Below are 26,792 nucleotides of genomic sequence, written 5' to 3'. Positions count from 1 at the left end.
ATGCTCGCTGAACGCTTCACCTGTAGGGGATTGAATTTACGGCCATAGGAGGGCCCTGGCGCTGCAAAAACTGGCCATGACTCACAAGTCAATTGATTCAAGTCATTACACCATCGGATAAATTCTCCCAACGTGACCAAAGGTCGCACCCTCGGACTAGAGCTACAGGCGTATCATTGCGCCACTGCAACACCTCTTTTTGACCGCGGTCGGCATGTACTGACCGGGGCATTTTTCCACTGCCGTGGGATGCAATGATGAGCAACCAGATACCGGTACACGACGTCACGCCACCCACCAAGAACGCGAATAACAGCGTCGACCTCTACGCCTCTCGAGAAAAGATCTACACCCGTGCTTTCACCGGCCTGTTCCGCAACCTGCGGATGATGGGCGGCGCGCTGCTGTTCCTGCTGTATTTCGGTACGGTATGGCTCAACTGGGGCGGGCACCAGGCGGTCTGGTGGAACCTGCCGGAGCGTAAATTCTTCATCTTCGGCGCCACGTTCTGGCCGCAGGATTTCATCCTGCTGTCCGGGATCCTGATCGTCAGCGCCTTCGGCCTGTTCTTCATCACCGTGTACGCCGGGCGAGTCTGGTGCGGCTATACCTGCCCGCAAAGCGTCTGGACCTGGATTTTCATGTGGTGCGAGAAGGTCACCGAAGGCGACCGCAACCAGCGCATCAAGCTCGACAAGGCGCCGATGAGCGCCAACAAGCTGCTGCGCAAGCTCAGCAAGCACTCGCTGTGGCTGTTGATCGGCTTTGTCACCGGCATGACCTTTGTCGGGTATTTCTCGCCGATCCGCGAGCTGACCATCGACTTCTTCACCGGCCAGGCGGATGGCTGGTCGTATTTCTGGGTCGGGTTCTTCACCCTGGCCACCTACGGCAACGCCGGCTGGTTGCGCGAGCAGGTGTGCATCTACATGTGCCCGTATGCGCGTTTCCAGAGTGTGATGTTCGACAAGGACACGCTGATCGTCTCCTACGACCCGCGCCGGGGTGAAAGCCGTGGCCCGCGCAAGAAAGGCGTCGACTACAAGGCCCTGGGCCTGGGCGACTGCATCGACTGCACCATGTGCGTCCAGGTGTGCCCCACCGGCATCGACATTCGCGACGGCCTGCAGATCGAATGCATTGGCTGCGCAGCGTGCATCGATGCCTGCGACAGCATCATGGACAAGATGGACTACCCGCGCGGCCTGATCAGCTACACCACCGAGCACAACCTGTCCGGCCAGAAAACCAATAAGCTGCGCCCGCGCCTGATTGGCTATGCCGTGGTGTTGCTGGCGATGATCGGCTTGCTGATGGCGGCCTTCTTCATGCGTTCGCTGGTGGGTTTCGACGTCAGCAAGGACCGTGTGCTGTACCGCGAGAACGCCGAAGGGCGGATCGAAAACGTGTACAGCCTGAAGATCATGAACAAAGACCAGCGTGACCACACCTACCTGCTTGAAGCGACCGGCCTGCCGGACCTGCGGCTGCAAGGCAAGCGTGAGATCAAGGTCGCTGCCGGGGAAATTTTCAGCCAGCCGGTGGAATTGTCCAGTGCGCCGGAGCAATTGCCATCGAGCACCAACGAGGTGAAATTCATCCTCAAGGATGCCGATGACGACAGCGTCCACGTTGAAGCCAAGAGCCGATTCATCGGCCCACAAATTCGTTGAGAGAAGTGAACATGCCTGCAGCAAATACGACGAGCCCCTGGTACAAGCACCTCTGGCCGTGGATCATCATCGCCATCCTGGCCTGCTCGGTGACCCTGACCCTGTCGATGGTGACCATTGCGGTGAACAACCCGGACAACCTGGTCAACGACAATTACTACGAGGCCGGCAAGGGCATCAACCGTTCGCTTGATCGCGAGCTGCTGGCGCAGACCCTCAAACTGCGCGCCAGCGTGCACCTGGACGGGATGACGGGCGAAGTCGACCTGCACCTGACCGGCGACAGCCAGCCAAAAACCCTGGAACTGAACCTGATCTCGCCGACCCAGCCGGAAAAGGATCGCAAGATCACCCTGACCCACAGCGACACCGAGGCCGGCCGCTATATTGGCCAGGTGAACGACAAGGTTGAAGGGCGTCGGTTTGTCGAGCTGCTGGGCGTGGAAAACGACAAGACCTGGCGCATGTTCGAAGAAGAACAGGTCAGCCATGACAAGGACCTGTTGCTGGGCGACGAGCCGCTGCAGGGTGCGGAAGACTTGAAAAAATAAAGCCTGCGCGCCCCCCCTGTAGGAGCGAGCTCGCTCGCGATGGACGTCAACGATAACGCTGGGAGCCTGATACCCCGCGGCGCTCATTCGTTCTTCGCGAGCAAGCTCGCTCCTACAGGGTTCTCAGCAGCTCCCGGAAGATCTAGATTTCCCCCATGACCACACCAACCCCCTGCTACCACTGTGCCCTCCCCGTCCCGGGCGGCAGCCGCTTCACCGCCATTGTGCTGGGGCAAACCCGCGAGTTCTGCTGCCCGGGTTGCCAGGCCGTGGCCGAAGCCATCGTGGCCGGGGGGCTGGAAAGTTATTACCAGCATCGCAGCGAAGCATCGGCCAACCCCGAAGCCCTGCCGGTGCAGCTGGTGGACGAACTGGCGCTGTACGACCGCGCTGACGTGCAGGCGCCGTTCGTGCGTCATGAAGGCGAACTGGCCGAAACCACCTTGCTGATGGAAGGCATCAGTTGCGCGGCCTGTGGCTGGCTGATCGAAAAACACCTGCGCGCCTTGCCTGGCGTCGCCGAAGCCCGGCTCAATCTGTCGAACCATCGCCTGCATGTACGCTGGGCCGATGCGCAGTTGCCCCTGAGCCAGGTCCTCGGCGAATTGCGCCACATCGGCTACGCCGCTCACCCCTATCAGGCCGACCGCGCCAGTGAACAACTGGCCAGCGAAAACCGCCTGGCCCTGCGCCAACTCGGCGTTGCCGGCCTGCTGTGGTTCCAGGCGATGATGGCGACCATGGCCACCTGGCCCGAATTCAACATCGACCTGAGCCCCGAGCTGCACACCATCCTGCGCTGGGTCGCGCTGTTTCTGACCACGCCGATCGTGTTCTACAGCTGTGCGCCATTCTTCAAAGGTGCCATGCGCGACTTGCGCACCCGCCACCTGACCATGGACGTCTCGGTCTCGCTGGCCATCGGCAGCGCCTACCTGGCCGGGATCTGGACATCGATCACTGGCGTGGGCGAACTGTATTTCGACGCGGTGGGCATGTTCGCCCTGTTCCTGCTGGCCGGACGCTACCTGGAACGCCGCGCCCGGGAGCGCACCGCCGCCGCCACCGCGCAACTGGTCAACCTGTTGCCTGCCTCGTGCCTGCGCCTGGGTGCGGACGGCCAGAGCGAGCGCATCCTGCTCAGCGAACTGCGCCTGGGCGATCAGGTGCTGGTGCATCCCGGCGCTATCCTGCCGGCCGATGGCAGGATTCTCGACGGCCAGTCCAGCGTCGACGAGTCCCTGCTCACCGGCGAGTACCTGCCGCAACCGCGCACCCTGGGCGATGCGGTGACCGCGGGAACACTGAACGTAGAGGGCGCGCTGACCGTTGAAGTCCTGGCACTCGGCCAGGACACGCGCCTGTCGGCTATCGTCCGCCTGCTGGACCGCGCCCAGGCGGAAAAACCGCGCCTGGCGGAAATCGCCGACCGCGCCGCCCAGTGGTTTTTGCTGTTGTCGCTGATCGCTGCCGCCGTGATCGGCCTGGTGTGGTGGGAGCTGGACTCATCGCGGGCCTTCTGGATCGTGCTGGCCATGCTCGTGGCGACCTGCCCGTGCGCCTTGTCCCTGGCGACGCCGACGGCGCTCACTGCGGCCACGGGCACCTTGCACAAGCTGGGCCTGTTGCTGACCCGCGGGCATGTGCTGGAAGGCCTGAACCAGATCGACACGGTGATTTTCGACAAGACTGGCACCCTCACCGAAGGGCGCCTGGCCCTGCGTTCGATCCGCCCCCTCGGTGCGCTCGACAGTGACCAGTGCCTGGGCCTGGCGGCGGCGCTGGAGAACCGTTCCGAACATCCAATTGCGCGGGCGTTTGGTCGCGCGCCGCTGGCCGCCGAGGAAGTGCACAGCACGCCGGGGCTGGGGCTCGAAGGCCTGGTGGGCGAGCAGCGCCTGCGCATTGGCCAGCCAAGTTTTGTCTGTGAACTGAGTGGCGCAGCAGTGCCGGCGATGCCCGATGAACCTGGCCAGTGGTTACTGCTTGGCGACGCGCATGGCCCCCTGGCCTGGTTTGTCCTCGACGACCGCCTGCGCGCCGATGCGCCGGCGCTGTTGGCGGCGTGCAAAGCCCGGGGCTGGCGCACACTGCTGCTGTCCGGCGACAGTTCGCCGATGGTTGCCAGCGTCGCCGCCGAGCTGGGCATCGATGAAGCCCGGGGCGGCCTGCGTCCGGATGACAAACTGCAGGTGCTGCAGCAGCTGCACCGCGAAGGGCGCAAGGTGTTGATGCTCGGCGACGGAGTCAACGACGTGCCGGTGCTGGCCGCCGCCGACATCAGTGTCGCCATGGGCTCGGCCACTGACCTGGCGAAAACCAGCGCCGACGCCGTGCTGCTCTCCAACCGCCTGGACGCGCTGGTGCAGGCGTTCAGCCTGGCGCGGCGGACCCGGCGGGTGATCATCGAGAATCTATTGTGGGCCGGGTTGTACAATGGCCTCATGTTGCCCTTCGCTGCCCTCGGCTGGATCACCCCGGTGTGGGCGGCGGTCGGCATGTCCATCAGTTCGTTGACCGTGGTGCTCAATGCCCTGCGCCTGACTCGCCTGCCGAGCGCGCCGGCCATCAGTGCCACGCCACAAACCCGCCCGCTGCCGGCCTGAGCCGCGCGGGCATGGAGTGAACCCATGCCAGCCTTATACGTGATGATCCCGGCCGCGCTGCTGATCGTGGGCATTGCGATCTACATTTTCTTCTGGGCCGTCGACAGCGGCCAGTACGACGACCTCGACGGCCCGGCCCACAGCATTCTGTTCGACGACCAGGACCCCAAGCACACGGCTGCAGTCGACGAGGCCAGCGGTCACGTGGACAAGCCTGAAGACAAGGCCCCGCCCCATGCTTGAATTGGCACCCCTGCTGGTGTCTGCGGTGATCCTGGGCCTGCTGGGTGGCGGTCATTGCCTGGGCATGTGCGGCGGCCTGATGGGCGCCCTGACCCTGGCGATCCCCAAGGAGCAGCGCAGCCGGCGCTTTCGGCTGCTATTGGCGTACAACCTGGGGCGAATCCTCAGTTATGCGACCGCTGGACTGCTGATCGGCCTGGCGGGCTGGGCGGTGGCCAACAGCCCGGCGGCGATGTTCATGCGGGTGCTTGCCGGGTTGCTGCTGATCGCCATGGGCCTGTACCTGGCCGGCTGGTGGAGCGGCCTGACCCGCATTGAAAGCCTCGGTCGCGGCCTGTGGCGGCATATCCAGCCGGTTGCCAGCAAACTCCTGCCGGTCTCCAGCCTGCCCCGGGCTTTGCTGCTGGGCGCCCTCTGGGGCTGGTTGCCGTGCGGCCTGGTCTACAGCACGTTGTTGTGGGCGGCGAGCCAGGGCAATGCGCTGGACAGTGCATGGCTGATGCTCGCGTTTGGGCTGGGGACCTGGCCGGTGCTGCTGGCCACTGGGCTGGCTGCCGAACGCGTTACCGCGTTATTGCGCAAGCGCAGTGTGCGCATGGCCGGGGGGTTGCTGGTGATATTGTTCGGGCTGTGGACCCTGCCGGGGCCGCATCAGCATTGGTTGATGGGGCATTAGGATCAAAAGATCGCAGCCTGCGGCAGCTCCTACAATGGATTGGCGTATACCCTGTAGGAGCTGCCGAAGGCTGCGATCTTTTGATCTTAATCCTCTTGATGCAAATCAAGATGCCCCATTGCCCCACCCCCTAGACTCGCCAACACTGCCAGCCTATCCGGGGGAATGCCCGCATGATGCTCGACGCCATTCGTTGGGACACCGATCTGATCCGCCGCTATGACCTGGCGGGACCGCGCTACACCTCCTATCCGACCGCCGCGCAATTCGACGCCACTATCGGCAGCTTCGACCTGTTCCATGCCCTGCGCGATAGCCGCAAGGCGCTGCGGCCGTTGTCGCTGTATGTGCACGTGCCGTTCTGCGCGAACATCTGCTACTACTGCGCCTGCAACAAGGTCATCACCAAGGACCGCGGCCGCGCACACGCCTATTTGCAGCGCCTGGAGCAGGAGATCCAGCTGATCGCCTGCCACCTCGACCCGACACAAAAGGTCGAGCAACTGCACTTCGGCGGCGGTACCCCGACGTTTCTCAGCCATGACGAGCTGCGCCAGCTGATGGCGCAACTGCGCAAGCATTTCAATTTGCTCGACGACGACTCAGGTGACTACGGCATCGAGATCGACCCGCGTGAAGCCGACTGGTCAACCATGGGCCTGCTGCGCGAACTGGGGTTCAACCGCGTCAGCATCGGCCTGCAGGACCTGGACCCTGCCGTACAGCGAGCCGTCAATCGCCTGCAGAGCCTGGAGGAAACCCGCGCAGTGATCGACGCCGCGCGCACCCTGCAGTTTCGCTCGATCAACATCGACCTGATCTACGGCTTGCCAAGACAAACGCCGGACAATTTTGCCCGCACCGTCGAGGAAGTCATCGCGCTGCAGCCGGATCGGCTGTCGGTGTTCAACTACGCCCACCTGCCCGAACGCTTCATGCCACAGCGGCGGATCAACAGCAACGAGTTGCCGACCCCGGCGCAGAAGCTGGAAATGCTGCAGCGCACCATCGAACAACTGACCACCGCCGGGTACCGCTACATCGGCATGGACCACTTCGCCCTGCCCGACGACGAGCTGGCGATCGCCCAGGAAGAATCAACCCTGCAACGCAATTTCCAGGGCTACACCACCCACGGTCACTGCGATCTGGTTGGCCTGGGCGTGTCTGCCATCAGCCAGATCGGCGATCTGTACAGCCAGAACAGCAGCGACCTGAATCTCTACCAGAACGCTCTCGCCACTTCTCAACTGGCGACCAGCCGCGGCCTGCTGTGCAATGCCGATGATCGGGTGCGCCGTGCGGTGATCCAGCAGCTGATTTGTCGCTTCAGCCTGGAGTTCGCCGAGATCGAGCAGGCATTCAACATCGATTTTCGCGGCTACTTCGGCGAACTTTGGCCGCAATTGCAGACGATGGCCAAGGACGGCCTGATCGAACTCGACAACGATCGCATCACCGTACTGCCCGCCGGGCGATTGCTGGTGCGCTCGGTGTGCATGGTGTTCGACCGTTATCTGGGACAACACAACCGCGAGCGGTTTTCCAAGGTGATCTAATGACCTGGGTCAAATCGCCGCGTGCTGGTCGGATAGTCCTCTGGTGGGTTACCCTTACGTCTTATGTGTGTTTTTCCCACAAGGATTGAAGAAATGTCCGAGCCAGTCAAACTGCGCGCTCATGGTCAGGCCCACTGCAAGGATTGCAGCCTGGCCCCGCTGTGCCTTCCACTTTCGCTGAATCTGGAAGACATGGATGCGCTGGACGACATCGTCAAACGTGGCCGCCCGCTGAAAAAGGGCGAGTTCCTGTTCCGCCAGGGCGACACGTTCGATTCCGTTTATGCAGTACGCTCCGGCGCCCTGAAGACGTTCAGCCTCAGTGATGGTGGCGAAGAGCAGCTGACCGGCTTCCACCTGCCGAGCGAACTGGTCGGCCTGTCGGGCATGGACACTGAAAAGCACCCGGTTTCCGCGCAAGCCATGGAAACCACCTCGGTGTGCGAGATTCCGTTCGAGCGTCTGGACGAACTGGCCGTGCAATTGCCGCAATTGCGCCGCCAGTTGATGCGCGTGATGAGCCGCGAGATCCGCGACGACCAGCAGATGATGTTGCTGTTGTCGAAGAAGACCGCCGACGAGCGCATCGCCACGTTCCTGGTTAACCTCTCGGCCCGCTTCCGCGCCCGTGGCTTCTCGGCCAACCAGTTCCGCCTGAGCATGTCGCGCAATGAAATCGGCAACTACCTGGGCCTGGCGGTGGAAACCGTCTCCCGGGTGTTCACGCGCTTCCAGCAGAACGAACTGATTGCGGCTGAAGGCAAGGAAATCCACATCCTCGATCCGATTCAGCTGTGCGCCCTGGCCGGCGGTTCCCTGGAAGGCTGATCACGGCAACGGCGGTTGAGCGCAACGCTTCAGCCGCCGTTATACTGTGACGTTTGCAGCCTGCCAGGACACCTCGACGATGGTCTTCGACTCCTTCGACATCAAATCCCTGATCCGCCCAGTGATCGACTTTCCAAAGCCGGGCGTGATCTTTCGCGACATCACCCCGTTGTTCCAATCGCCCACGGCCCTGCGCCTGGTGATGGACAGCTTTGCCCACCGTTATGTCGAAGCCGACTTCACGCACATCGGTGCGATGGACGCTCGCGGCTTCCTGATCGGCTCGGTGCTGGCCTATCAGTTGAACAAGCCGCTGGTGCTGTTTCGCAAGCAAGGCAAATTGCCGGCTGATGTGCTGGCAGAGGGTTATGCCACCGAATATGGCGAAGCGTTCCTGGAAGTGCACGCCGACAGCCTGTGCGAGGGTGACTCGGTGGTGATGTTTGATGACCTGATTGCTACTGGCGGGACGTTGATTGCAGCGGCCAACCTGATCCGGCGCATGGGCGCGCGGGTGCATGAAGCGGCAGCGATTATTGATTTGCCGGAGCTGGGTGGCTCGCAGAAGCTGGAAGATATGGGGATACCGACTTTTTGCCTGACGCAGTTTGCGTTGACTGATAAGTAAGTCGCCTGTTCCGACGCCATCGCGGGCAAGCCCGCTCCCACAGGGTTCTCTGTCATGCGCAGGATTTGTATACGGCGAGGATCTTTGTGGGAGCTGGCTTGCCAGCTCCCACAGGGTGCTCTGTCGTGCGCAGGATTTGTATACGGCGCGGATCTTTGTGGGAGCTGGCTTGCCAGCGATGGCGTCAGTCGCCACACCGCCAACCTCACAGCCCCATGTGCTCTCACAGGGTTCTTTGACCTGCACAAGATTTGTATACGGCGCGGATCTTTGTGGGAGCTGGCTTGCCAGCGATGGCGTCAGTCGCCACACCGCCAACCTCACAGCCCCATGTGCTCTCACAGGGTTCTTTGACCTGCACAAGATTTGTATACGGCGCGGATCTTTGTGGGAGCTGGCTTGCCAGCGATGGCGTCAGTCGCCACACCGCCAACCTCACAGCCCCATGTGCTCTCACAGGGTTCTTTGACCTGCACAAGATTTGTATACGGCGCGGATCTTTGTGGGAGCTGGCTTGCCAGCGATGGCGTCAGTCGCCATACCGCCGACCTCAAAGCCCCATCTGCTTGCTGATAATCTCGTTCATCACCTCCCGAGTCCCCCCGCCAATCGACAAGATCCGGTTATCCCGATACAGCCGCTCCACCAAACTCTCGCGCATATACCCCAGCCCGCCAAGTATCTGCACCGCATCGCTAGTAATACGATCTGCCGTATCCGTGGCAAAATTCTTCGCCATGGAAATCTCCTTGATCACACTCTGCCCCGCCGCCATTTTCGCCGCCTGGCGGTAGGTGAATTCCCGGGAAACCTCCAACGCAGTGGCCATCTCGGCCAGGCGATGCTTGAGCACCTGGAACTTGCCGATGGGCTTGCCGAACGCCTCGCGCTGACGTGCCCATTTCAGGCTTTCCTCCAACGCCAGCTGGGCGGTCATGTTGGCCATCAAGGCCAGGGCCAGGCGCTCGCTCTGGAAGTTACCCATGATGCAGGCGAACCCCATGTTTTCGCCGCCGATCAGATTGCCTGCAGGTACGCGGCAATCATCGAAGAACAGTTCGGCGGTGTCCGATGCCCACCAGCCCATTTTCTTCAACTGGCGGCCGACGGTAAAACCGGGGGTACCTTTCTCGATCAGCAGCAGGCTGACGCCGCCGAAGCCGGGCTCACCGGTGCGCACGGCGACGGTGTAGAAATCTGCGCGAACGCCACTGGTGATGTAGGTCTTGCTGCCGTTGACCCGATAGACATCGCCCTCGCGGACGGCGCGGGTTTGCAGGTTGGCGACGTCCGAGCCGCCGCTCGGCTCGGTCACCGCCAGGGCGCTGATCTTCTCGCCGCTGAGCACCTGGGGCACAACTCGATCGCGGACTTCTGGCCTGGCCCATTTCAGAATGGGTGGCAGGCCGATGTCCAGTGAACCCAGACCGGCAACCAGACCACCGGAGCCGCAGCGCATCAGCTCTTCACTGGCGGCGACCTTGGCGAACAGATCACCTTCGTGTGAGCCGCCAAAGGTTTCCGGATAACCGATGCCCAGGATCCCGGCCTGGCCGGCCTTCAAATAGAGCTCACGGGGGAAGCTTTCGGCTTCTTCCCATTGGTCGATGTCCGGCAGGATTTCACGCTCGACAAATCGTCTGACGCTGTCGCGGACCAATTGGTGGCTGGGATCGAAGTATTCCTGGAAGGCAGGCATCGGCGAACTCCACTGAAGGTCCAGTGAAGTTAACCGAGCGCTTGCTTGGTTTTCAACCAAAACATGTAGGTGCGAGCTCGCTCGCGATGGACGCTAACGATGACGCGGGAAATCTGATACCCCGCGGCGCCCTTGGGTTCATCGCGAGCAAGCTCGCTCCTACAGATATTCGGCGCCGTGTGCGGTGTGGGAGATATTCGGCGCAGTGGGCGCTGTGGGAGCAAGGCTTGCTCGCGATGGCGTCATCGCGGAGGTTACAGAGCGATCGGCTTGCGCCCCGCGAAGGAATGCGCCAGCGTCCCGCCATCCACCAACTCAAGCTCGCCACCCAGGGGAACGCCATGGGCAATGCGCGAGGCGATCAGGCCTTTGTTGTTGAGCAGCTGGGCGATGTAATGCGCCGTGGCTTCACCTTCCACCGTCGGGTTGGTCGCCAGGATCACCTCGGTAAAGGTGCCCGCCTCTTCAATTCGTGCCAGCAGTTGCGGAATGCCAATGGCCTCAGGCCCCAGGCCGTCCAGGGGCGACAGGTGGCCCTTGAGCACGAAGTAACGCCCGCGAAACCCGGTCTGCTCCACGGCGTAGACATCCATCGGGCCTTCCACCACGCACAGCAGGGTGTCATCGCGGCGAGTGTCGGCGCACTGCGGGCACAGGTCGTCCTCGGTCAGCGTGCGGCACAACCGGCAGTGACCGACGCCTTCCATGGCCTGGCTCAGCGCCGATGCCAGGCGCGAGCCACCACTGCGATCACGCTCGAGCAACTGCAACGCCATGCGCTGTGCGGTTTTCTGGCCAACACCCGGCAAGGTTCGCAGGGCATCGATCAGTTGGCGAATCAAAGGGCTGAAGCTCATGGGCAGACGTCCGACAAATCAACGAGACGCGGTTTATACCCGCGCCTCTCTTTAGCGTCAATTGCTCAGTCCTGAGCGACCCGCACCACCAGTTTGCCGAAGTTGCGCCCTTCGAGCAGGCCGATGAACGCTTCAGGGGCATTCTCGAGGCCGTCGACCACGTCCTCGCGGAACTTCACCTTGCCATCGCGCACCCACGGCGCCATGGCGCTGATGAATTCCGGCTGGCGATCACCGTAGTCATCGAACACGATAAAGCCCTGGATGCGCACGCGCTTGGTCAGCAGGGTGCGTTGCAGTTGCGGCAGGCGATCCGGACCGGTCGGTGCTTCGTGGGCGTTGTACCCGGCGATCAGGCCGCACAGCGGAATACGCGCCTTGGCGTTGAGCAGCGGCAACACCGCATCGAAGACCTTGCCGCCGACGTTTTCGTAGTAGATGTCCACGCCCTTGGGGCACGCCAATGCCAGGTCCTCGGCGAAACTCGGGCTCTTGTGATCGATGCAGGCGTCAAAACCCAGTTCCTCGACCACGTACCGGCACTTGTCTGCGCCGCCTGCCACACCCACCACCCGCAGGCCCTTGATCTTCGCCACCTGGCCGACCACCGAGCCCACTGCGCCCGATGCAGCAGCGACCACCAGGGTCTCGCCGGCCTGTGGCTGGCCGATGTCCATCAAGCCCATGTAGGCGGTCATGCCCGGCATGCCGAGCACGCCCAGGGCCATCGACGGGCTTGGGAGGCCGGAGGGCACCGGGATGACGTTGCGCCCGTCGCTGATGCTATGGCTCTGCCAGCCCGTTGCGCCGACCACCAGGTCGCCTTCGTGGAACTTCGGATTAAGCGAACGCACCACTCGACTGACAGCGCCACCGGTCATGACCTCGTCGATTTCAACCGGAGCGGCGTAGGAAGGTGCGTCACTCATGCGCCCGCGCATGTAGGGGTCCAGCGACAGGTAGAGGGTCTGCAGCAGAATCTGACCGTCGGCCAGGTCGGGCAATGCCTCGCGCTCCAGGCGAAAATTCTCTGGGGTCGGCGCGCCTACAGGGCGAGAGGCCAGGACGATACGTTGGTTGAGGGTCAATGCATCTGGCATGTGAGCTTCTCCTTGATCGTTAAATGGGGGGTATAGGGAGCAGACCTTTTTGGCGGTGGGGCGTTCGATGTTTCGTCAGGTAGACCGAGTTGACTGCTTCGCGGGCAAGCCCGCTCCCACAGGACTGCCTCTATCCTGTGGGAGCAAGGCTTGCCCGCGATGAACGGGAGCACGCCTCAATCCCTGTGGGAGCGGGCTTGCCCGCGAAGGCGGCGGGCCGGTCGCACATGAGCAACCGGCAGAAACAAAAATGCCAAGCTCAACGCCTGGCATTTTTTTGTAGCTCAACCGACGCGCTTTGGCGAATCAGAATGGCAGTTTCATACCCGGTGGCAGTTGCATGCCAGCGGTCATGCCGGACATCTTGTCCTGGCTGTTGGCTTCGATCTTGCGCACGGCGTCGTTGACGGCGGCAGCGAATACGGCTTCGAGCATCTCGCGATCATCTTCGCTCAGGCCTTCAACCATGCTTGGGTCGATGCTCACGCGCTTGACGTCGTGACGACCGGTCATCACCACGGTGACCATATCGCCGCCGGCCTTACCGGTGACTTCGGCGTTGGCCAGTTCTTCCTGCATCTTGGCCATTTTTTCCTGCATCTGCTGTGCCTGCTTCATCAGGCCGGCCATGCCACCTTTCATCATGGGAATCACCTCAAAGTACTTGGATTAAAACGGCGCCCGGCACCTGTGGCCGAACGCCTTCAGTTATTAGCCCTGACTGGCCAGGGCTTCGACAGGTTCAATAGTATGGTTACGGATCACCGCACCGAACTGCTGCATCATTTGCTGGATGAACGGATCACCATGGATCGATTCCTCCGCCTCGCGCTGACGGTTGACCCGACGCCGGGACGCGGCCTGGGCCGGGGTTTCCTGTTCGGGCTTGATCAGCTCCATGCTCAGGGTCAGCGTGCGCCCGTGGTACTGGTTCAGCGCGTCGTTGAGGCGACGCTGCTGGGTGGCGTTGAACAGAGCGCTGTGGGCCGGGTCCAGGTGCATCAACCAGTTGTCGCCTTCGACGGAGATCAGCGTGCAGTTGGCAGCGATGCTCCCGGTCATGCCGGAGATCGGCAGTTTCGGGAACAGCTCCAGCCATTGCAAGGCCAAGCCGGTGGCGGGCATGGCAGCCGGCTCGGGTTCTGGCTCGGGCGCAGGCTCGGCAGCGTGTTCACTGGCCAGCTCATCCAGGTAGCTGTAGGCCGAGTCGATGTCCGGCTCGATGTAATCCTCGTCCAGCGGCGGCTCGTCGTCCAGGTCGGTGCCCGGGGTGGCGGCATCGACTTCTGCCACGGACGGCTCGGGAATCGGCGCGGCGGCCCACTCCGGCGCGTCCGGCACCACGCTGTCTGGCGTGGGCAGCGGCATCGGCGGCAATTCGGGCTGCTCGCCAGCGGTCTCCAGCATCGGCTCGACGGCGGGCTGCAGCACGGCCTCGGGCTCGACCGGGTCGTTCCATGGCAGGTCGACCACCTCCTCGATGGCGACCGGCTCCACCACTGGCTCTGGCGCCGCAACCGGCGCAACTGGCTCAGGCGCTGGTACGGGTGCTGGAACGGGTGCTGGAGCAACAACGGGTGCAGCAACAACAGGTGCAACTGCCGTAGCGACTACCGGCGCAACAACCGGCGCGGCAGCCACTGAATTTGCGGAATCAACTGTGGCCTGGCTGATCCCCACTGGCTTTAGCGGCTGCCTCGGGGCGTCCGCCGTATCGGCCGGCCTGAACGCAAGCATGCGCAACAGGACCATTTCGAACCCGCCTCGCGGGTCCGGTGCCAGCGGCAGGTCACGGCGCCCGATCAGGCCCATCTGGTAATAGAACTGCACGTCTTCGGCCGGCAGCGCCTGGGCCAGGGCCAGCACCCGGTCGCGGTCGCCATGGCCATTGTCGACACCCTCAGGCAGCGCCTGGGCGATGGCGACACGGTGCAATACGTTGAGAATTTCCGAGAGCACGCCATTCCAGTCCGGGCCCTGCTCCGCCAGGTGCCGCACGCTTTCGAGCAAAGCCCTGGCATCGCCTTCGATCAGCGCATGCAGCACGTCGTAGACCTGGCCGTGATCGAGTGTGCCGAGCATCGCTCGCACGTCGGCAGCCATCACCTTGCCCTCACCGAAGGCAATGGCCTGGTCGGTGAGGCTCATGGCATCGCGCATCGAACCGTCGGCGGCGCGACCCAGCAACCACAGTGCATCGTCTTCGAACGGCACGTTCTCGACACCCAGTACATGGGTCAGGTGCTCGACCACGCGCTCGGGGGTCATGTTCTTCAGGGAGAACTGCAGGCACCGCGAAAGAATCGTTGCAGGGAGTTTCTGCGGATCAGTGGTGGCCAGGATGAACTTGACGTAGGGCGGCGGTTCTTCGAGGGTTTTGAGCAGCGCATTAAAGGAATGGCTGGAGAGCATGTGCACTTCGTCGATCAGGTAGACCTTGAAGCGCCCACGGCTCGGGGCGTATTGCACGTTGTCGAGCAGTTCGCGGGTGTCCTCCACCTTGGTCCGGCTCGCGGCGTCAATCTCGATCAGGTCGACGAAGCGCCCCTCATCGATCTCGCGGCACACCGAACACTCGCCACAGGGCGTGGAGGTGATGCCCGTTTCACAGTTCAGGCACTTGGCAATGATCCGCGCGATGGTGGTCTTGCCGACCCCGCGCGTGCCGGTGAACAGGTAGGCGTGATGCAGCCGCTGGCTGTCCAAGGCATTGATCAGAGCCTTGAGCACATGGGTCTGGCCGACCATTTCGCGGAACGAGCGCGGACGCCATTTACGTGCAAGAACCTGATAACTCATCGAAAACCGTCGCCACGAAGGAACACAAGCGGCTAATGCTAGCGGAGCAAGGCCAAAATTGCATCCGATGCCTCGTCTAATCTGGCTAAGATGCATGGGAGGGGGAGCTTTCAACGGCTCAGGTTTCAGACGTACCGGAGCTTTTATGCGGTTGGCCTTGGGGGCATTGTTGTTCGTGAGCTTGACCGGCACGGCCGCAGAGGCGCCGCTGCGCTTCGTGGTGCCCGACAGCTGGACCATGCCGATGGTGCAGTTTGAGCACGGTCGCCCGACCCAGGGCATCCTGTATGACGTGATGCTCAGCCTGGCGACCCAGGTGGGCGTGCCTGCGGAATTTCACGTACTGCCCCGGGCGCGGGTGCAGAGCGCCATGGAGCATGGCGAGATCGATGTGCGCTGTTATGCCGCGCAGTCCTGGCTGCCCAATCAGTCCGGCGACTATATCTGGAGCATTCCGCTGTGGGTTCAGCCCGATGTGCTGCTGAGCCGCCCTGACCCGCTGACTTCCGCCGACCCGGCCCATCTGACGCGCCAGTCGATCGGCACGGTGCGCGGCTACATCTACCCGACGCTGCAACCGCTGTTCGACGCCGACAAGCTCGACCGCGAAGACGCGCGCAACCAGGAACAGGTACTGGAGAAGCTGCTGGCAGGACGCTATCGCTACGCGGTGAGCAACCAGTGGACGATGGACTGGTTCAACCAGCGCTTGCTGCCGGAGCAACAGTTGCAAAGTGTTGCTGTGCTGCAGGAGCAGCGGGTGGGGTGTTATGTACGTAATGACCCCAAGGTGCCAGTGCAACGCATCCTGCGCACCTTGTTGCGGATGAAAATGTCCGGTGAGATCGATGACATCATTCGGCTGTATATCGGCAAGCCCTGAGATGCGGTCTCTCAGGCTCGCTTGAACTCATCCTTCAGCAAATCTGCAAACGCATCGCGCGCGCGATGCGCCGTTGAGTGCCTGTTCCATATGAAATAATTCTGGACCGGCATCAGGTCGGCAAAGGTCTGCCCGTCTATATCCCCGATCATCCTGAACTGCTCAAAAACGCCCCTTGGCACAAGGGAGACGCCTGCTCCAGAGCTCACACAACCGAGGATAGTGCCGTAGCTCGCTATGCTGGTAATGGCAGCAGGTACTCGATGCTCACCGAGCCAACTCGCCAGCGCTGTTCGGTAGGGACATCCTTCGGGCCACATGAATACAGCCTTGCCCCTCAAATCCTGCGGGGTGTGGATTTTTCCGAGGTGGGGTGAAGCGATTAACACCAGCTCCTCTTTATAGATTTCCATGTGCTCTATATCCGGATGCTGATTTTTGACCGCAATCACCGCACCGTCCAGTTTATAAGCGAGGACGTCATTCATCAGCTGCGACCATACCCCTGTGCTGAATTGCATCTGCACAGCGGGATGATGTTGATGAAACCTGGATAACAGTTTGGGCAACCTGCCGGTGGCGGAAGACTCTATCGCGCCAATGTTCAATACCCCTGACGGCTCAGCCCCAGGATCCAGCGCTCCGCGAGCCTCCTGGCACAACGAAAGGATTTTGTTTGCGTAGCCAAGAAACAACTTCCCGGAGGGGCTGATCACCAGCCCCCTGCCTTGCCTGATAAAAAGCGATACGCCCAACTCTTGTTCCAACAACTTTATTCTGTTTGTTATGTTTGACGGAACACAATGTAACAACTCGGACGCCCGAACGATACTGCCTTGCTCAGCGACCACCTTGAACATGTTCAGCTGCGACAGCTCCATTTACATATCGCTCATTTTAAGTGAATGCTTGAATCACTATAAAGCACTTGTTGCGCACTCCTCAAGCAATTAGTGTGCGGGCCTGGCCTGCTTCTAATGCTCTTCCATTTAATAGAAGCCCATGGCCGCATTAATCACTGGATACCTGATGGACGTCGAGAAAGTTTTAATCGCGCTAGGTTTTTTTGCTTTTTGTGGCGGCTTGATTGACGCTGCGGTTGGCGGAGGTGGACTGGTCCAGGTGCCGGCAATGATACACGCGCTACCCGGCCATAGTCTTGCCACAGTCTTTGGAACCAACAAACTGGCTGTCTTGGCCGGCAACCTCTGTTCCATATCCACTTACGTGAAGAGAATTAGAATTGTATGGAAGCTCATGCTTCCAACCATGATTTCAGCATTTATATTCGCTTACCTTGGCGCGCTATCGGTTTCTCTCATTCCGAAAAAGTTAATGGAATATGCAGTTTTTATCATCTTGGTGGCAATGGCCATCTACACCTTTATCAAAAAGGACTTAGGCCGATTCAGCACTGACATACAATGCGGGAGAAGACAACTCCTGCTTGGTGTATTTTTCGGAGGTTTAATCGGCTTTTATGATGGCGTCTTCGGGCCGGGCAGCGGCAGCCTGCTTCTTTTTGTTTTTGTGAAGTTTTTCGGATTTGATTTTTTAAATGCTTCAGCCTCGGCAAAACTGGTTAACCTGGGGACATTCAGCGCCGCACTGCTGTTTTTTATTCCATCGGGCAACATTTTATGGGCTGTCGGTGGAGTCGTTGGCCTGTGCAATATCGCAGGCTCGCTCACCGGGGCATTTCTAGCCCTGCGTTATGGCAGCGGGTTTATTCGAGTATTTTTTCTGATTCTACTGCTGTTCCTCATCGCGAGGATGGGACTGTCGATATCAGGTTAATCGCTATTTTCGAAGCGCAGAAATTTACAAAAATCACTGCAAGCACGCTTGCCCGTCAGAGTTCACCGCTGAGGTGATCTGGACGCTGGCGCATTTTGAGGTTTTTGACTGGTGCATCGTTGCAGGCGCAACGACTTGGAGATAGGTGGTAACCCCATCAGCCACACCCCGGCACACAATGTTCCCGCTGTGGCTGCTTCCTTCCGGATCTGACCAGGTTCACGGGTAATCGTTGCGGGGGGACCGATGGGGTCACCATAACGACACTCACCTGTCGGCGAGCCGCGCCATTGTACCTATCTGAGACGAAGTTACAACCGTTCGACAGGATAAAAAAAAATGAGTCCGGTCAATGACATGCGTTGGCCCTTAAAGATCGTCCGAACGCGGCCCGAGCCTTCGGCAGCACCAGCCGAAATTATGCTTGCGCCAATACCTCATCCGCCCGGCCACCCTCCTCCTGGATCACCAGGTGGATGAAGTGCAGCTTGGCGATCACCGCTGGTGGCAGGACGAAGGGGTAGAAATCCGGCTGGCCCATGCTGCGTGACAGTTCGTTGAGCATGCCGGCGAGTTCGATCCAGGCGTTAACGAAGGATAGGAACGCCGGGCCACCGGGGTGCTGGGGGTCGTAGAGGGTGTCGAGCGGAAATGGCTGGTAGTCGAAATCCATCTCCCGGGCGCTCATGCCAAACCCCAATGCGGTGTCCACGGCGTCCATCATGTGCAGGTAGTGCGCCCAGGTTTCGGCCCAGTCTTCCCAGGGGTGCATGGTGGCGTAGGCGCTGACGCAGTGTTGCTGCCAGTCCAGGGGGGCGCCCTGCTGGTAATGGCGATCGAGCGCCTCGGCGTAGCTGGCGCGATCGTCGCCGAACAGATTGCGAAACGGCTCCAGCCAGTGGCTGTTGGCGATCAGGCGGTCCCAGTAGTAATGACCGACCTCGTGGCGGAAGTGCCCGAGCAGCGTGCGGTAAGGTTCGTGCATCTGCACCCGGATTTTTTCCCGATGGGCGTCGTCGGCTTCCTTGATGTCCAGGGTGATCAGGCCGTTGGCGTGCCCGGTGGTGGGCGCCTGCCCTTCGAGATCGACGCCGATGAAGTCGAATGCCAGGCCGGTGTCTTCGTCGACTGTCTTGGGAATCACTTGCAACCCCAGGCTGACCAGTTGCGCCACCAGACGGCGCTTGGCCGTCTCGACCTTGCGCCAGCGTTCGTGATTCTCGGTGATGGTCAGGTCCGGAATGGTGTGGTTAAGGCTGCAGGCCATGCACAGGGCGTTGTGGTCATCGGCCGGCAGCAGCCAGTTGCAGGCGGCTGGGGAGTCGAGGTTGGCGCAACGGCGCAGCAGCCCTGCCTCGGGCTCGGCGTCGAGCAGCCAGGTGTCGGGCTGCGGGCCGGGTTGCAGGGAGGACAGGCGGCTTTTTTCCGGCTGATAGCCCAGCATTGCCGAGCAGGCCAGGCACTGGCTGTTACTGAAGAACAGCGACTGCCCGCAGCGGCACTGCCAGACCTTGCTGTTGCGGGACGTCTCGCTGATAAAAGGCGCGGCGATGCGGGAACTGAGCTGTTCGAAGAAGCGGTACATGGCGATCTCTCCCTGGGGCTGGCCAAGACTAGATCATTGGGGCCGGGATATCGTTCCCGGAGTTTGCTGGGTGGATCAAAAGATCGTCCGATCGCGGCCCGAGCCTTCCGGCAGCTCCAACGGGGGTGGTGTGAGTGCCCTGTAGGAGCTGCCGCAGGCTCGGGCCGCGATCGGACGATCTGTTGATCCTGTTTGTCAGATCGGGACGCCGTGGTCTTTCAGGAACCCGACAAACGCCTCTTCGTCCAGCACCTTGAGCCCCAGCTCGTTGGCCTTGGCCAGTTTCGAACCCGCACCCGGCCCTGCCACCACGCAATGGGTCTTGGCCGATACCGAGCCTGCGACCTTGGCGCCCAGGCTTTCCAGCTTGTCCTTGGCCACGTCGCGGCTCATCAGTTCCAGCGAACCGGTCAGGACCCAGGTTTGCCCGGCCAGCGGCAAGCCTTCGACGACTTTTTTCTCGCTCAGCCAGTGCATGCCGAACTCGTTCAACTGCGCCTCGGCCTTCAACGCGCGCTGGCGATTGTCTTCAATGGCGAAAAACTCCCGCACCGCGTTCGCCTGCTTTTCCGGCAAGGCCTGGCGCATGTCCAGCCAGTCGGCATTCATCACCGCTTCCAGCGAGCCGAACTTGTCGGCCAGCTTCTGTGCGCCGCCCGGGCCCACCGAGGGGATGTGCAGCTTGTCGAGGAACCCGCCCAGGGTGGTGCTGGCGGAGAATTCGGCGCCCAGTTCGCCCTGGTCCTGAATCTCCAGGCCGTGCTTGAGCAATTCGGCGATGACCTGGCGGTTGTGCGCGTCCTCGAAGAAGCTGTGGATCTCGTGTGCCACTTCCAGGCCGACGTCCGGCAGGTACGTGAGCACTTGTGGCAAGGCTTGCTGCACGCGCTCCAGGGAACCCAGGGAGCGCGCCAGGACCTTGGCCGTCTCTTCGCCGACATCGGGAATCCCGAGGGCGTAGATGAAACGCGCCAGGCTCGGTTTCTTGCTGTCTTCGATGGCGCTGAGGAGTTTTTTGCTCGACAGCTCGGCAAAGCCTTCGAGGTCGACGATGTCCTCGAACTTGAGGGCATACAGATCTGCCGGCGAGCTCACCAGCCCTTCGTCGACCAACTGTTCGACGCTCTTGTCGCCCAGGCCTTCGATGTCCATGGCACGGCGCGAGACGAAGTGGATGATCGCCTGCTTGAGCTGTGCGCCACAGGCCAGGCGACCGACGCAGCGATACACCGCGCCCTCACTGACCGTCTCGCGGCCCTTGCTGCGCTTGACCAGCTGGGTGCGCTCGACGTGCGAGCCACACACCGGGCATTGCTCGGGAATCTGCACCGCCCGGGCGTTTTCGGGGCGGCGCTCGGTGACGACTTGCACCACCTGCGGGATCACGTCGCCCGCGCGGCGGATAATCACGGTATCGCCGATCATCAGCCCCAGTCGCGCGACTTCGTCCATGTTGTGCAAGGTCGCATTGGCCACGGTCACACCCGCGACCTTGACCGGCTTCAAGCGCGCTACCGGGGTGACCGCGCCGGTGCGTCCGACCTGGAACTCGACGTCGAGCAGTTCGGTGAGCTCTTCCATCGCCGGGAATTTGTGCGCGATGGCCCAGCGCGGCTCGCGCGCACGGAAGCCCAGCTCGCGCTGGGAGGCGATGCTGTTGACCTTGAACACCACGCCGTCGATTTCGTAAGCCAGGCTGTTGCGACGTTCGCCGATGTCGCGGTAGTAATCCAGGCATTCGTCGATACCGTGGGCCAGCTTCAGCTCGCGGCTGATTGGCATGCCCCACTGTTGCAACTGCTTGAGGTTGCCGATGTGGGTGTCGGCGATGTCGGCCGAGACCTGGCCGATGCCATAACAGCAGAATTCCAGAGGACGGTTGGCGGTGATCTTCGAATCCAGCTGGCGCAAGCTGCCAGCGGCGGCATTGCGCGGGTTGGCGAAGGTCTTGCCGCCGACTTCCAGCTGAGTGGCGTTGAGCCGCTCGAAGCCGGCTTTGGACATGAACACTTCGCCACGGACTTCCAGGGTCGCCGGCCAGCCGCTGCCTTGCAGCTTGAGCGGGATGTTGCGCACGGTGCGCACGTTGACGCTGATGTCTTCACCGGTCGTACCGTCGCCACGCGTCGCGCCGCGCACCAGTACGCCATCCTGATACAACAGGCTGACCGCCAGACCATCGAGCTTGGGCTCACAGCTGTATTCAACCGCCGCACCGCCGCCCAGCAGGTCACCGACCGGCAGATCCAGACCTTCGGTGACCCGACGATCAAACTCACGCATGTCGGTTTCTTCAAAGGCGTTACCGAGGCTGAGCATCGGCACTTCATGACGCACCTGGGTGAACGCCGACAATGCCGCGCTGCCAACGCGCTGGGTGGGCGAGTCGCTGGTGACCAGTTCCGGATGCGCGGCTTCAAGGGCCTTGAGCTCGTGGAACAGGCGATCGTACTCCGCGTCCGGAATGCTCGGCTCATCCATCACGTGATAGCGATAGTTGTGCTGATCGAGCTCGGTGCGCAGCTCTAGAATGCGGGTTTTGGCGGCGGTCATGGGTGTTCTCTCATAAAGCAAAAGAGCAGCCTAGGCTGCTCAATCTTATCTGGATCAAGAGATCGCAGCCTCGTTTTACTCGACAGCTCCTACAGAAAATAACGCGGTCCCTGTAGGAGCTGTCGAGTAAAACGAGGCTGCGATCTTTTTGCCTCTATCGTTTCTGAGTCAGCGCACGACGTTCAAATTCCACGATGCGCTGACGGTAATGCTCGATCGTCTGGGCGGTCAGCACGCTGCGCTGGTCGTCTTTCAATTCGCCGTTCAATTCCTGGGACAGCTTGCGCGCCGCCGCCACCATCACTTCGAAGGCCTGCTTCGGATGACGCGGGCCTGGCAGGCCGAGGAAGAAGCTCACCGCCGGCGTGCTGAAGTGGTCGATATCGTCCAGGTCAAACACCCCCGGCTTCACGGCGTTGGCCATGGAGAACAGCACTTCACCGTTGCCAGCCATGCTTTCGTGGCGGTGGAAGATGTCCATTTCGCCGAAGCGCAGGCCGCTTTCCAGAATGTTCTGCAGCAGCGCCGGGCCTTTGAAGCCGGCCGCGTCACGGCAGATCACGCTGATTACCAGCACTTCCTCGGCTTGCGGCTGATCCCGCTCGCTGCTGGCGTGCGCCGGCTTGGTGTCGTCCGGGAAATCGTCGTCACGGCTGCTGAAGCTCGGACCGCCGTCCAGGTCGAGGTTGAGGTTCAGGTCGCCCTGGGACGGCTCGCCGTGGCCACGCTTGCCACGCTTGGCACCCGATTCACGGGCGTCACGGGCCGGCATGCTCACCGACGGCAGATCATGCTCGTCCAGCTGCGGTTCCTTATGGGTGTCCAGGACGCGGGGCGGGCCCAACAGCTCGGCGCTGGTGTCCTCGTCCGGCAGATTGGATAAATTTCGGTCAAGACGGAATTTCAGTTTTCCCTTGCCGCCGCGCATACGGCGCCAGCCATCAAAAAGAATACCGGCAATGACAATGATGCCGATGACGATCAGCCACTCGCGCAGACCGATTTCCATGTAATCCCGTGCCTCTATAAAAAATGCTGAAAAATAAGGGGTTTACAACTCGCAAACCGCTTTAAAACGTGGCGCCAACTCTATGTTCTGACAGGCGTTTTGCCCACGTATACGAAAAATTGATATTAAACTAGCACGACCAAAGGCAACTTTACACCGTCTGTCTTCCCGCCCAGTGCGAATATGTCAAATTAGCTGTACGACAACGCCCTCAAACACGTCATTCGCACCTATAGTCCCTTCCTGCAAATGCGCCTCAGGCATCCACCATCGCCATCGCTTCCTCGACATCCACTGCTACCAGCCTGGAGCAGCCCGGCTCGTGCATCGTCACCCCCATCAGTTGATCGGCCATTTCCATGGCGATCTTGTTGTGGGTGATGTAGATGAATTGCACCGTCTGCGACATTTCCTTGACCAGTCGGGCGTAGCGTCCAACGTTAGCGTCATCCAGTGGAGCGTCAACCTCATCGAGCATGCAGAACGGCGCCGGATTCAACTTGAAGATCGCAAAAACCAGGGCCAGTGCAGTCAGGGCTTTTTCACCGCCGGAGAGCAAATGGATGGTGCTGTTCTTCTTTCCGGGCGGCTGCGCCATGATCGTCACCCCTGTATCGAGTAGATCTTCGCCCGTCAGTTCCAAATAGGCGCGCCCTCCACCGAAAACTTTTGGGAAAAGTGCCTGTAATCCGCCATTGATCTGATCAAAGGTATCTTTGAAGCGGTTACGGGTTTCCTTGTCGATCTTGCGAATGACGTTTTCGAGGGTGTCCAGCGCTTCCACCAGATCGTCGTTCTGCGCATCCAGATAACGTTTGCGCTCGGACTGTTGCGTGTACTCGTCGATGGCTGCGAGGTTGATCGCGCCCAGGCGTTGAATGCGCGCGGCAATGCGCTCGAGTTCTTCCTCGGCGTCCTTCTCGCTGGCCTCGGCCGTGAGGGTGGCGAGCACGCCGTGCAGGTCGTAGCCATCCTCCAGCAGTTGGTCCTGCAAGGAGGTGCGGCGCACGGTCAGGGCCTGCCATTCCATGCGCTGGGTTTCCAGCTGGCTGCGAATCAGCTGCGACTGCTGCTCGGCCTGGCTGCGGCGTTTTTCCGCGTCGCGCAATTCGCGGTCGGCATCTTCCAGGGCGATCTGCGCGGTCTTGAGTTCTTCGTCGACGGTCATGCGCTTGTCGAGCAGTTCTTCGAGCTTTAGGCGCAGCTCTTCCAGCGGTGCCTCGCCCTCCTCCAGATTGAGGCTCAGTTGCTCGCGCTTTTCGGTCAGGCGCTCGGACTGCATCTCCAGGCGCTCCAGGGCCTGGCGCGTGGAATCGTGTTGCGCCTTGAGCGAACCGAGGCGCACGGCCAGCTGGTGCGCGTGATCCTTGTGCTGGCGGGCTTCCTGGCGCACTCGATCGAGGCGCTCGCGCAGGCTGTCCCGTTGCGCCAGCAGCAACTCGCGCTGCTCGGTATCGAGCGCCATGCTGTCGAGGGCTTCCTGCAACTGCAGGCGCGCCTCGCCGATGTTTTCGTGTTCCAGGGCGCGCTGTTCGGCAAGCTCGGTGAGTTCTTCGTCGAGCCGGGTGCGACGCAATGACAGCTGCTCGGCCTTGGCTTTGCCGGCGGACAACTGGGCTTTTAATTCGCCTTGCTGGCGCGCTTCGTCCTGCAACAGGCGACGCAAATGTTCGCGGCCGTTCTCCTGCTGCCGCTGTTGCGCCCGCAGATTCTGCAGCTGGGTTTCCAGGGTCTCGACGGTGGCTTCGCGCTCTTCACGCTCAAGGCCAAGGTTCTGGATTTCCTGGCCCCGCGCCAGCACACCGCTCTCGGCTTCGCTGGCCCGGCGCACCCGCAGGAAATGCCGGCCGACCCAGTAACCGTCGCGACTGATCAGGCTTTCGCCGGCGCTCAACTGGCCGCGCAGCGCCAGGGCCTGTTCGAGGCTGTCGACCGGCTTGACCTGCCCCAGCCAGGGCGCCAGGTCTATTTGCGCCTCGACCTTGTCCAGCAGGCTGCCGGGCACGCGCAGGCCATCGCTGGCCGGGCTCAGCAGGCGCAGGTCGCCCTGGGCGAAACCGGCCAGGTCGTAGTCGCTGAAATCATCCACCAGCACGGCTTGCAGGTCGGCACCCAGTACGGTCTCTACCGCCAGCTCCCAGCCTGCTTCAACTTTGAGGCCTTCGGCCAGGCGCGGGCGGTCGGCCAGATGCTGTTCACGCAACCATTCGGCGGTGCCGGTACCCGGATCGAGCGCGGCCTGCTGCAGGGCTTCCAGGGACGCCAGCCGACCGTTGAGCCGCTGCAGATCACCCTGGGCCTGCTGCTGCGCCGACAGCGCCTGCTGCAGCTCCTGGCGCAACTGCTCCAGGCGTTCGACCTGGGCTTCTTCGCTGGCCTGCAAGTCTTCCAGGGTCGCCTCGCTGGCCGCCAGCTGTTCGCTGAGCTCCATGATCGCGGCGTCTTCCGGGTCGGCTGAAAGCAACGCGCGCTCTTCACCCAGGCGCTTCTGCCGGTCGGCCAGGCGCTCCATGCTGGTTTCCAGCTGCTGGATGCGCGACTGCTGCACTTCGGCCTGGCGCCGCGGCTCGGCAGCGGTCAGGTTGAACGTGTCCCACTGCTCCTGCCAGCCATGCATGGTGGTTTCGGATTCTTCCAGGGCTGCGGCGGCCTCTTCGGCGGCCGCGCTGGTGACCTCCTGTTCCGGGGTAAGCATGTCCAGCTCTTCGCCGAGGGTCAGCAGCAGCGTGCGGTCGTGCCCCAGGTGCGATTCGGTTTCCAGGCGCGCGCGCTCGGCTTCTTTGAGATCGTCCTGCAACTGGCGCAGTCGCTGCTGGCCGTGCTGGATGCTCTGCTCGACCCGGGCGATGTCGCCGCCGACGGAATAGAAGCGTCCCTGCACCAGGTTGAAGCGTTCGGACAGGTCGTGGTGCCCGTCACGCAAGCGCTCGATGCTCGCATCGGCATTGCGCTGCTCGGCGACCAGCGCCTCGAAGGTGATTTCCTGGGTGCCGATAATGGCTTCGCGCTGCCCCACCTGGTCATTCAACGCCTGCCAGCGCAGGGCCGACAATTGCGCCTTGAGCTGACGCTCCTCGCCCTTGAGTTCCTGGTACTTCTTGGCCGACTCGGCCTGGCGGTGCAGGCGCTCGAGTTGACGGGTGAGCTCTTCGCGCAGGTCGGTCAGGCGCTCGAGGTTTTCGTGGGTGCGACGGATGCGGTTTTCGGTCTCGCGCCGGCGCTCCTTGTACTTGGAGATGCCCGCGGCTTCTTCAATAAAGTTGCGCAGGTCCTCGGGTTTGGACTCGATCAGCTTGGAGATCATCCCCTGCTCGATGATCGAGTAGCTGCGCGGCCCCAGGCCGGTACCGAGGAAGATGTCGGTGATGTCGCGACGCCGGCACTTGGTGCCGTTGAGGTAGTAGGTGGTCTGGCTGTCGCGGGTGACTTTGCGCCGGATGGATATTTCCGCATAGGCGGCGTACTCGCCCAGCAAGGTGCCGTCGGAGTTGTCGAACACCAGTTCGATGCTGGCCTGGCTGACCGGTTTGCGGCTGGTGGAGCCGTTGAAGATGACGTCGGTCATCGACTCGCCGCGCAAATTCTTGGCCGAGCTCTCGCCCATCACCCAGCGTACGGCGTCGATGATGTTCGACTTGCCACAACCGTTGGGCCCGACCACGGCCGCCATGTTGCTCGGGAAGTTGACGGTGGTCGGGTCGACGAAGGATTTGAACCCCGCCAGCTTGATGCACTTGAGCCGCACG

20 protein-coding genes and 1 other RNA gene are annotated in these 26,792 nt (G+C 61.6%); 10 read left to right on the top strand and 11 right to left on the bottom strand.

The annotated features are described in order from the left end of the window. Positions 1 to 257 precede the first annotated feature (257 nt). The 8 genes from ccoG to HYI44_RS08580 all read left to right on the top strand — a co-directional run bounded on the left by ccoG (position 258) and on the right by HYI44_RS08580 (position 8,764). Positions 258 to 1,673 carry a cytochrome c oxidase accessory protein CcoG gene (ccoG, locus tag HYI44_RS08615; RefSeq protein WP_205893298.1) on the top strand — a complete coding sequence of 472 codons (1,416 nt, stop codon included), beginning with the start codon at positions 258 to 260 and terminating at the stop codon, positions 1,671 to 1,673. A gap of 11 nt (positions 1,674 to 1,684) precedes the next feature. Beyond that, positions 1,685 to 2,224 (top strand): FixH family protein, encoded by a 540-nt coding sequence (locus tag HYI44_RS08610; protein WP_045060275.1) that lies wholly within the window; start codon positions 1,685 to 1,687, stop codon positions 2,222 to 2,224. 155 nt (positions 2,225 to 2,379) lie between these two features. Continuing rightward, positions 2,380 to 4,830: a heavy metal translocating P-type ATPase gene (locus tag HYI44_RS08605; protein ID WP_225569177.1), complete on the top strand. Its 2,451-nt coding sequence runs from the start codon at positions 2,380 to 2,382 to the stop codon at positions 4,828 to 4,830. Between the two features lie 24 nt (positions 4,831 to 4,854). Further along, on the top strand, positions 4,855 to 5,073 hold the full coding sequence (ccoS, locus tag HYI44_RS08600; protein WP_045060277.1) for a cbb3-type cytochrome oxidase assembly protein CcoS: 219 nt from the start codon (positions 4,855 to 4,857) through the stop codon (positions 5,071 to 5,073). Then, positions 5,066 to 5,749, top strand: a complete 684-nt coding sequence (locus tag HYI44_RS08595; RefSeq protein ID WP_122838114.1) for a sulfite exporter TauE/SafE family protein — start codon at positions 5,066 to 5,068, stop codon at positions 5,747 to 5,749. Before ccoS ends, HYI44_RS08595 begins: the two co-directional genes overlap by 8 nt. A gap of 176 nt (positions 5,750 to 5,925) precedes the next feature. Then, positions 5,926 to 7,308 (top strand): oxygen-independent coproporphyrinogen III oxidase, encoded by a 1,383-nt coding sequence (gene hemN / locus HYI44_RS08590; RefSeq protein ID WP_225569215.1) that lies wholly within the window; start codon positions 5,926 to 5,928, stop codon positions 7,306 to 7,308. Between the two features lie 93 nt (positions 7,309 to 7,401). Next, on the top strand, positions 7,402 to 8,136 hold the full coding sequence (gene fnr, locus HYI44_RS08585) for a fumarate/nitrate reduction transcriptional regulator Fnr (RefSeq protein WP_045060279.1): 735 nt from the start codon (positions 7,402 to 7,404) through the stop codon (positions 8,134 to 8,136). Between the two features lie 79 nt (positions 8,137 to 8,215). Next, positions 8,216 to 8,764 (top strand): adenine phosphoribosyltransferase, encoded by a 549-nt coding sequence (locus tag HYI44_RS08580; RefSeq protein ID WP_045060280.1) that lies wholly within the window; start codon positions 8,216 to 8,218, stop codon positions 8,762 to 8,764. A gap of 550 nt (positions 8,765 to 9,314) precedes the next feature. Here HYI44_RS08580 and HYI44_RS08575 read toward each other — a convergent pair. The 5 genes from HYI44_RS08575 to dnaX form a co-directional block, all read right to left on the bottom strand. Beyond that, the gene (locus tag HYI44_RS08575) at positions 9,315 to 10,463 is read right to left on the bottom strand and encodes an acyl-CoA dehydrogenase family protein (protein ID WP_225569176.1); all 1,149 of its coding nucleotides are present in this window, start codon (positions 10,461 to 10,463) and stop codon (positions 9,315 to 9,317) included. Between the two features lie 254 nt (positions 10,464 to 10,717). Beyond that, positions 10,718 to 11,320, bottom strand: a complete 603-nt coding sequence (gene recR, locus HYI44_RS08570) for a recombination mediator RecR (RefSeq protein ID WP_045060282.1) — start codon at positions 11,318 to 11,320, stop codon at positions 10,718 to 10,720. Between the two features lie 65 nt (positions 11,321 to 11,385). Further along, positions 11,386 to 12,420, bottom strand: coding sequence for an NADP-dependent oxidoreductase (locus tag HYI44_RS08565; RefSeq protein ID WP_225569175.1), 1,035 nt, complete (start codon positions 12,418 to 12,420; stop codon positions 11,386 to 11,388). A gap of 306 nt (positions 12,421 to 12,726) precedes the next feature. Further along, on the bottom strand, positions 12,727 to 13,065 hold the full coding sequence (locus HYI44_RS08560; RefSeq protein ID WP_028621409.1) for a YbaB/EbfC family nucleoid-associated protein: 339 nt from the start codon (positions 13,063 to 13,065) through the stop codon (positions 12,727 to 12,729). Between the two features lie 66 nt (positions 13,066 to 13,131). Beyond that, the gene (gene dnaX, locus HYI44_RS08555; protein WP_225569174.1) at positions 13,132 to 15,219 is read right to left on the bottom strand and encodes a DNA polymerase III subunit gamma/tau; all 2,088 of its coding nucleotides are present in this window, start codon (positions 15,217 to 15,219) and stop codon (positions 13,132 to 13,134) included. A gap of 145 nt (positions 15,220 to 15,364) precedes the next feature. On the opposite strand from dnaX, the gene HYI44_RS08550 reads away from it, so the two are divergent. Continuing rightward, positions 15,365 to 16,102 (top strand): substrate-binding periplasmic protein, encoded by a 738-nt coding sequence (locus HYI44_RS08550; protein ID WP_225569173.1) that lies wholly within the window; start codon positions 15,365 to 15,367, stop codon positions 16,100 to 16,102. A gap of 11 nt (positions 16,103 to 16,113) precedes the next feature. Here HYI44_RS08550 and HYI44_RS08545 read toward each other — a convergent pair whose 3' ends face one another. Further along, complete coding sequence (locus HYI44_RS08545; protein ID WP_225569172.1) at positions 16,114 to 16,983, bottom strand: LysR family transcriptional regulator; 870 nt, start codon at positions 16,981 to 16,983, stop codon at positions 16,114 to 16,116. Between the two features lie 148 nt (positions 16,984 to 17,131). On the opposite strand from HYI44_RS08545, the gene HYI44_RS08540 reads away from it, so the two are divergent. After that, positions 17,132 to 17,899 (top strand): sulfite exporter TauE/SafE family protein, encoded by a 768-nt coding sequence (locus HYI44_RS08540; protein WP_225569214.1) that lies wholly within the window; start codon positions 17,132 to 17,134, stop codon positions 17,897 to 17,899. A gap of 152 nt (positions 17,900 to 18,051) precedes the next feature. Here the strand turns inward: HYI44_RS08540 and ffs are convergent. From ffs to smc, 5 genes are all read right to left on the bottom strand, one after another. Beyond that, positions 18,052 to 18,148: signal recognition particle sRNA small type (gene ffs / locus HYI44_RS08535), an RNA gene on the bottom strand. A gap of 169 nt (positions 18,149 to 18,317) precedes the next feature. Next, positions 18,318 to 19,484: a putative zinc-binding metallopeptidase gene (locus HYI44_RS08530; RefSeq protein WP_122838109.1), complete on the bottom strand. Its 1,167-nt coding sequence runs from the start codon at positions 19,482 to 19,484 to the stop codon at positions 18,318 to 18,320. Positions 19,485 to 19,679: 195 nt separating this feature from the next. Continuing rightward, a complete protein-coding gene (gene ligA, locus HYI44_RS08525) occupies positions 19,680 to 22,037 on the bottom strand; it encodes an NAD-dependent DNA ligase LigA (protein ID WP_122838108.1) in 2,358 nt (785 codons plus the stop codon). 154 nt (positions 22,038 to 22,191) lie between these two features. Then, positions 22,192 to 23,046, bottom strand: a complete 855-nt coding sequence (zipA, locus tag HYI44_RS08520; protein WP_194690491.1) for a cell division protein ZipA — start codon at positions 23,044 to 23,046, stop codon at positions 22,192 to 22,194. A gap of 256 nt (positions 23,047 to 23,302) precedes the next feature. Further along, positions 23,303 to 26,791, bottom strand: a complete 3,489-nt coding sequence (gene smc, locus HYI44_RS08515; protein WP_045060290.1) for a chromosome segregation protein SMC — start codon at positions 26,789 to 26,791, stop codon at positions 23,303 to 23,305. Position 26,792 lies beyond the last annotated feature (1 nt).

Origin of the sequence: Pseudomonas sp. Y24-6 (genome assembly GCF_020295325.1) — a bacterium.
Lineage (GTDB): Bacteria > Pseudomonadota > Gammaproteobacteria > Pseudomonadales > Pseudomonadaceae > Aquipseudomonas > Aquipseudomonas gregormendelii.
Note: the sequence above shows the minus strand (reverse complement) of the source record. Positions and strands in the feature narration are given on the sequence as shown.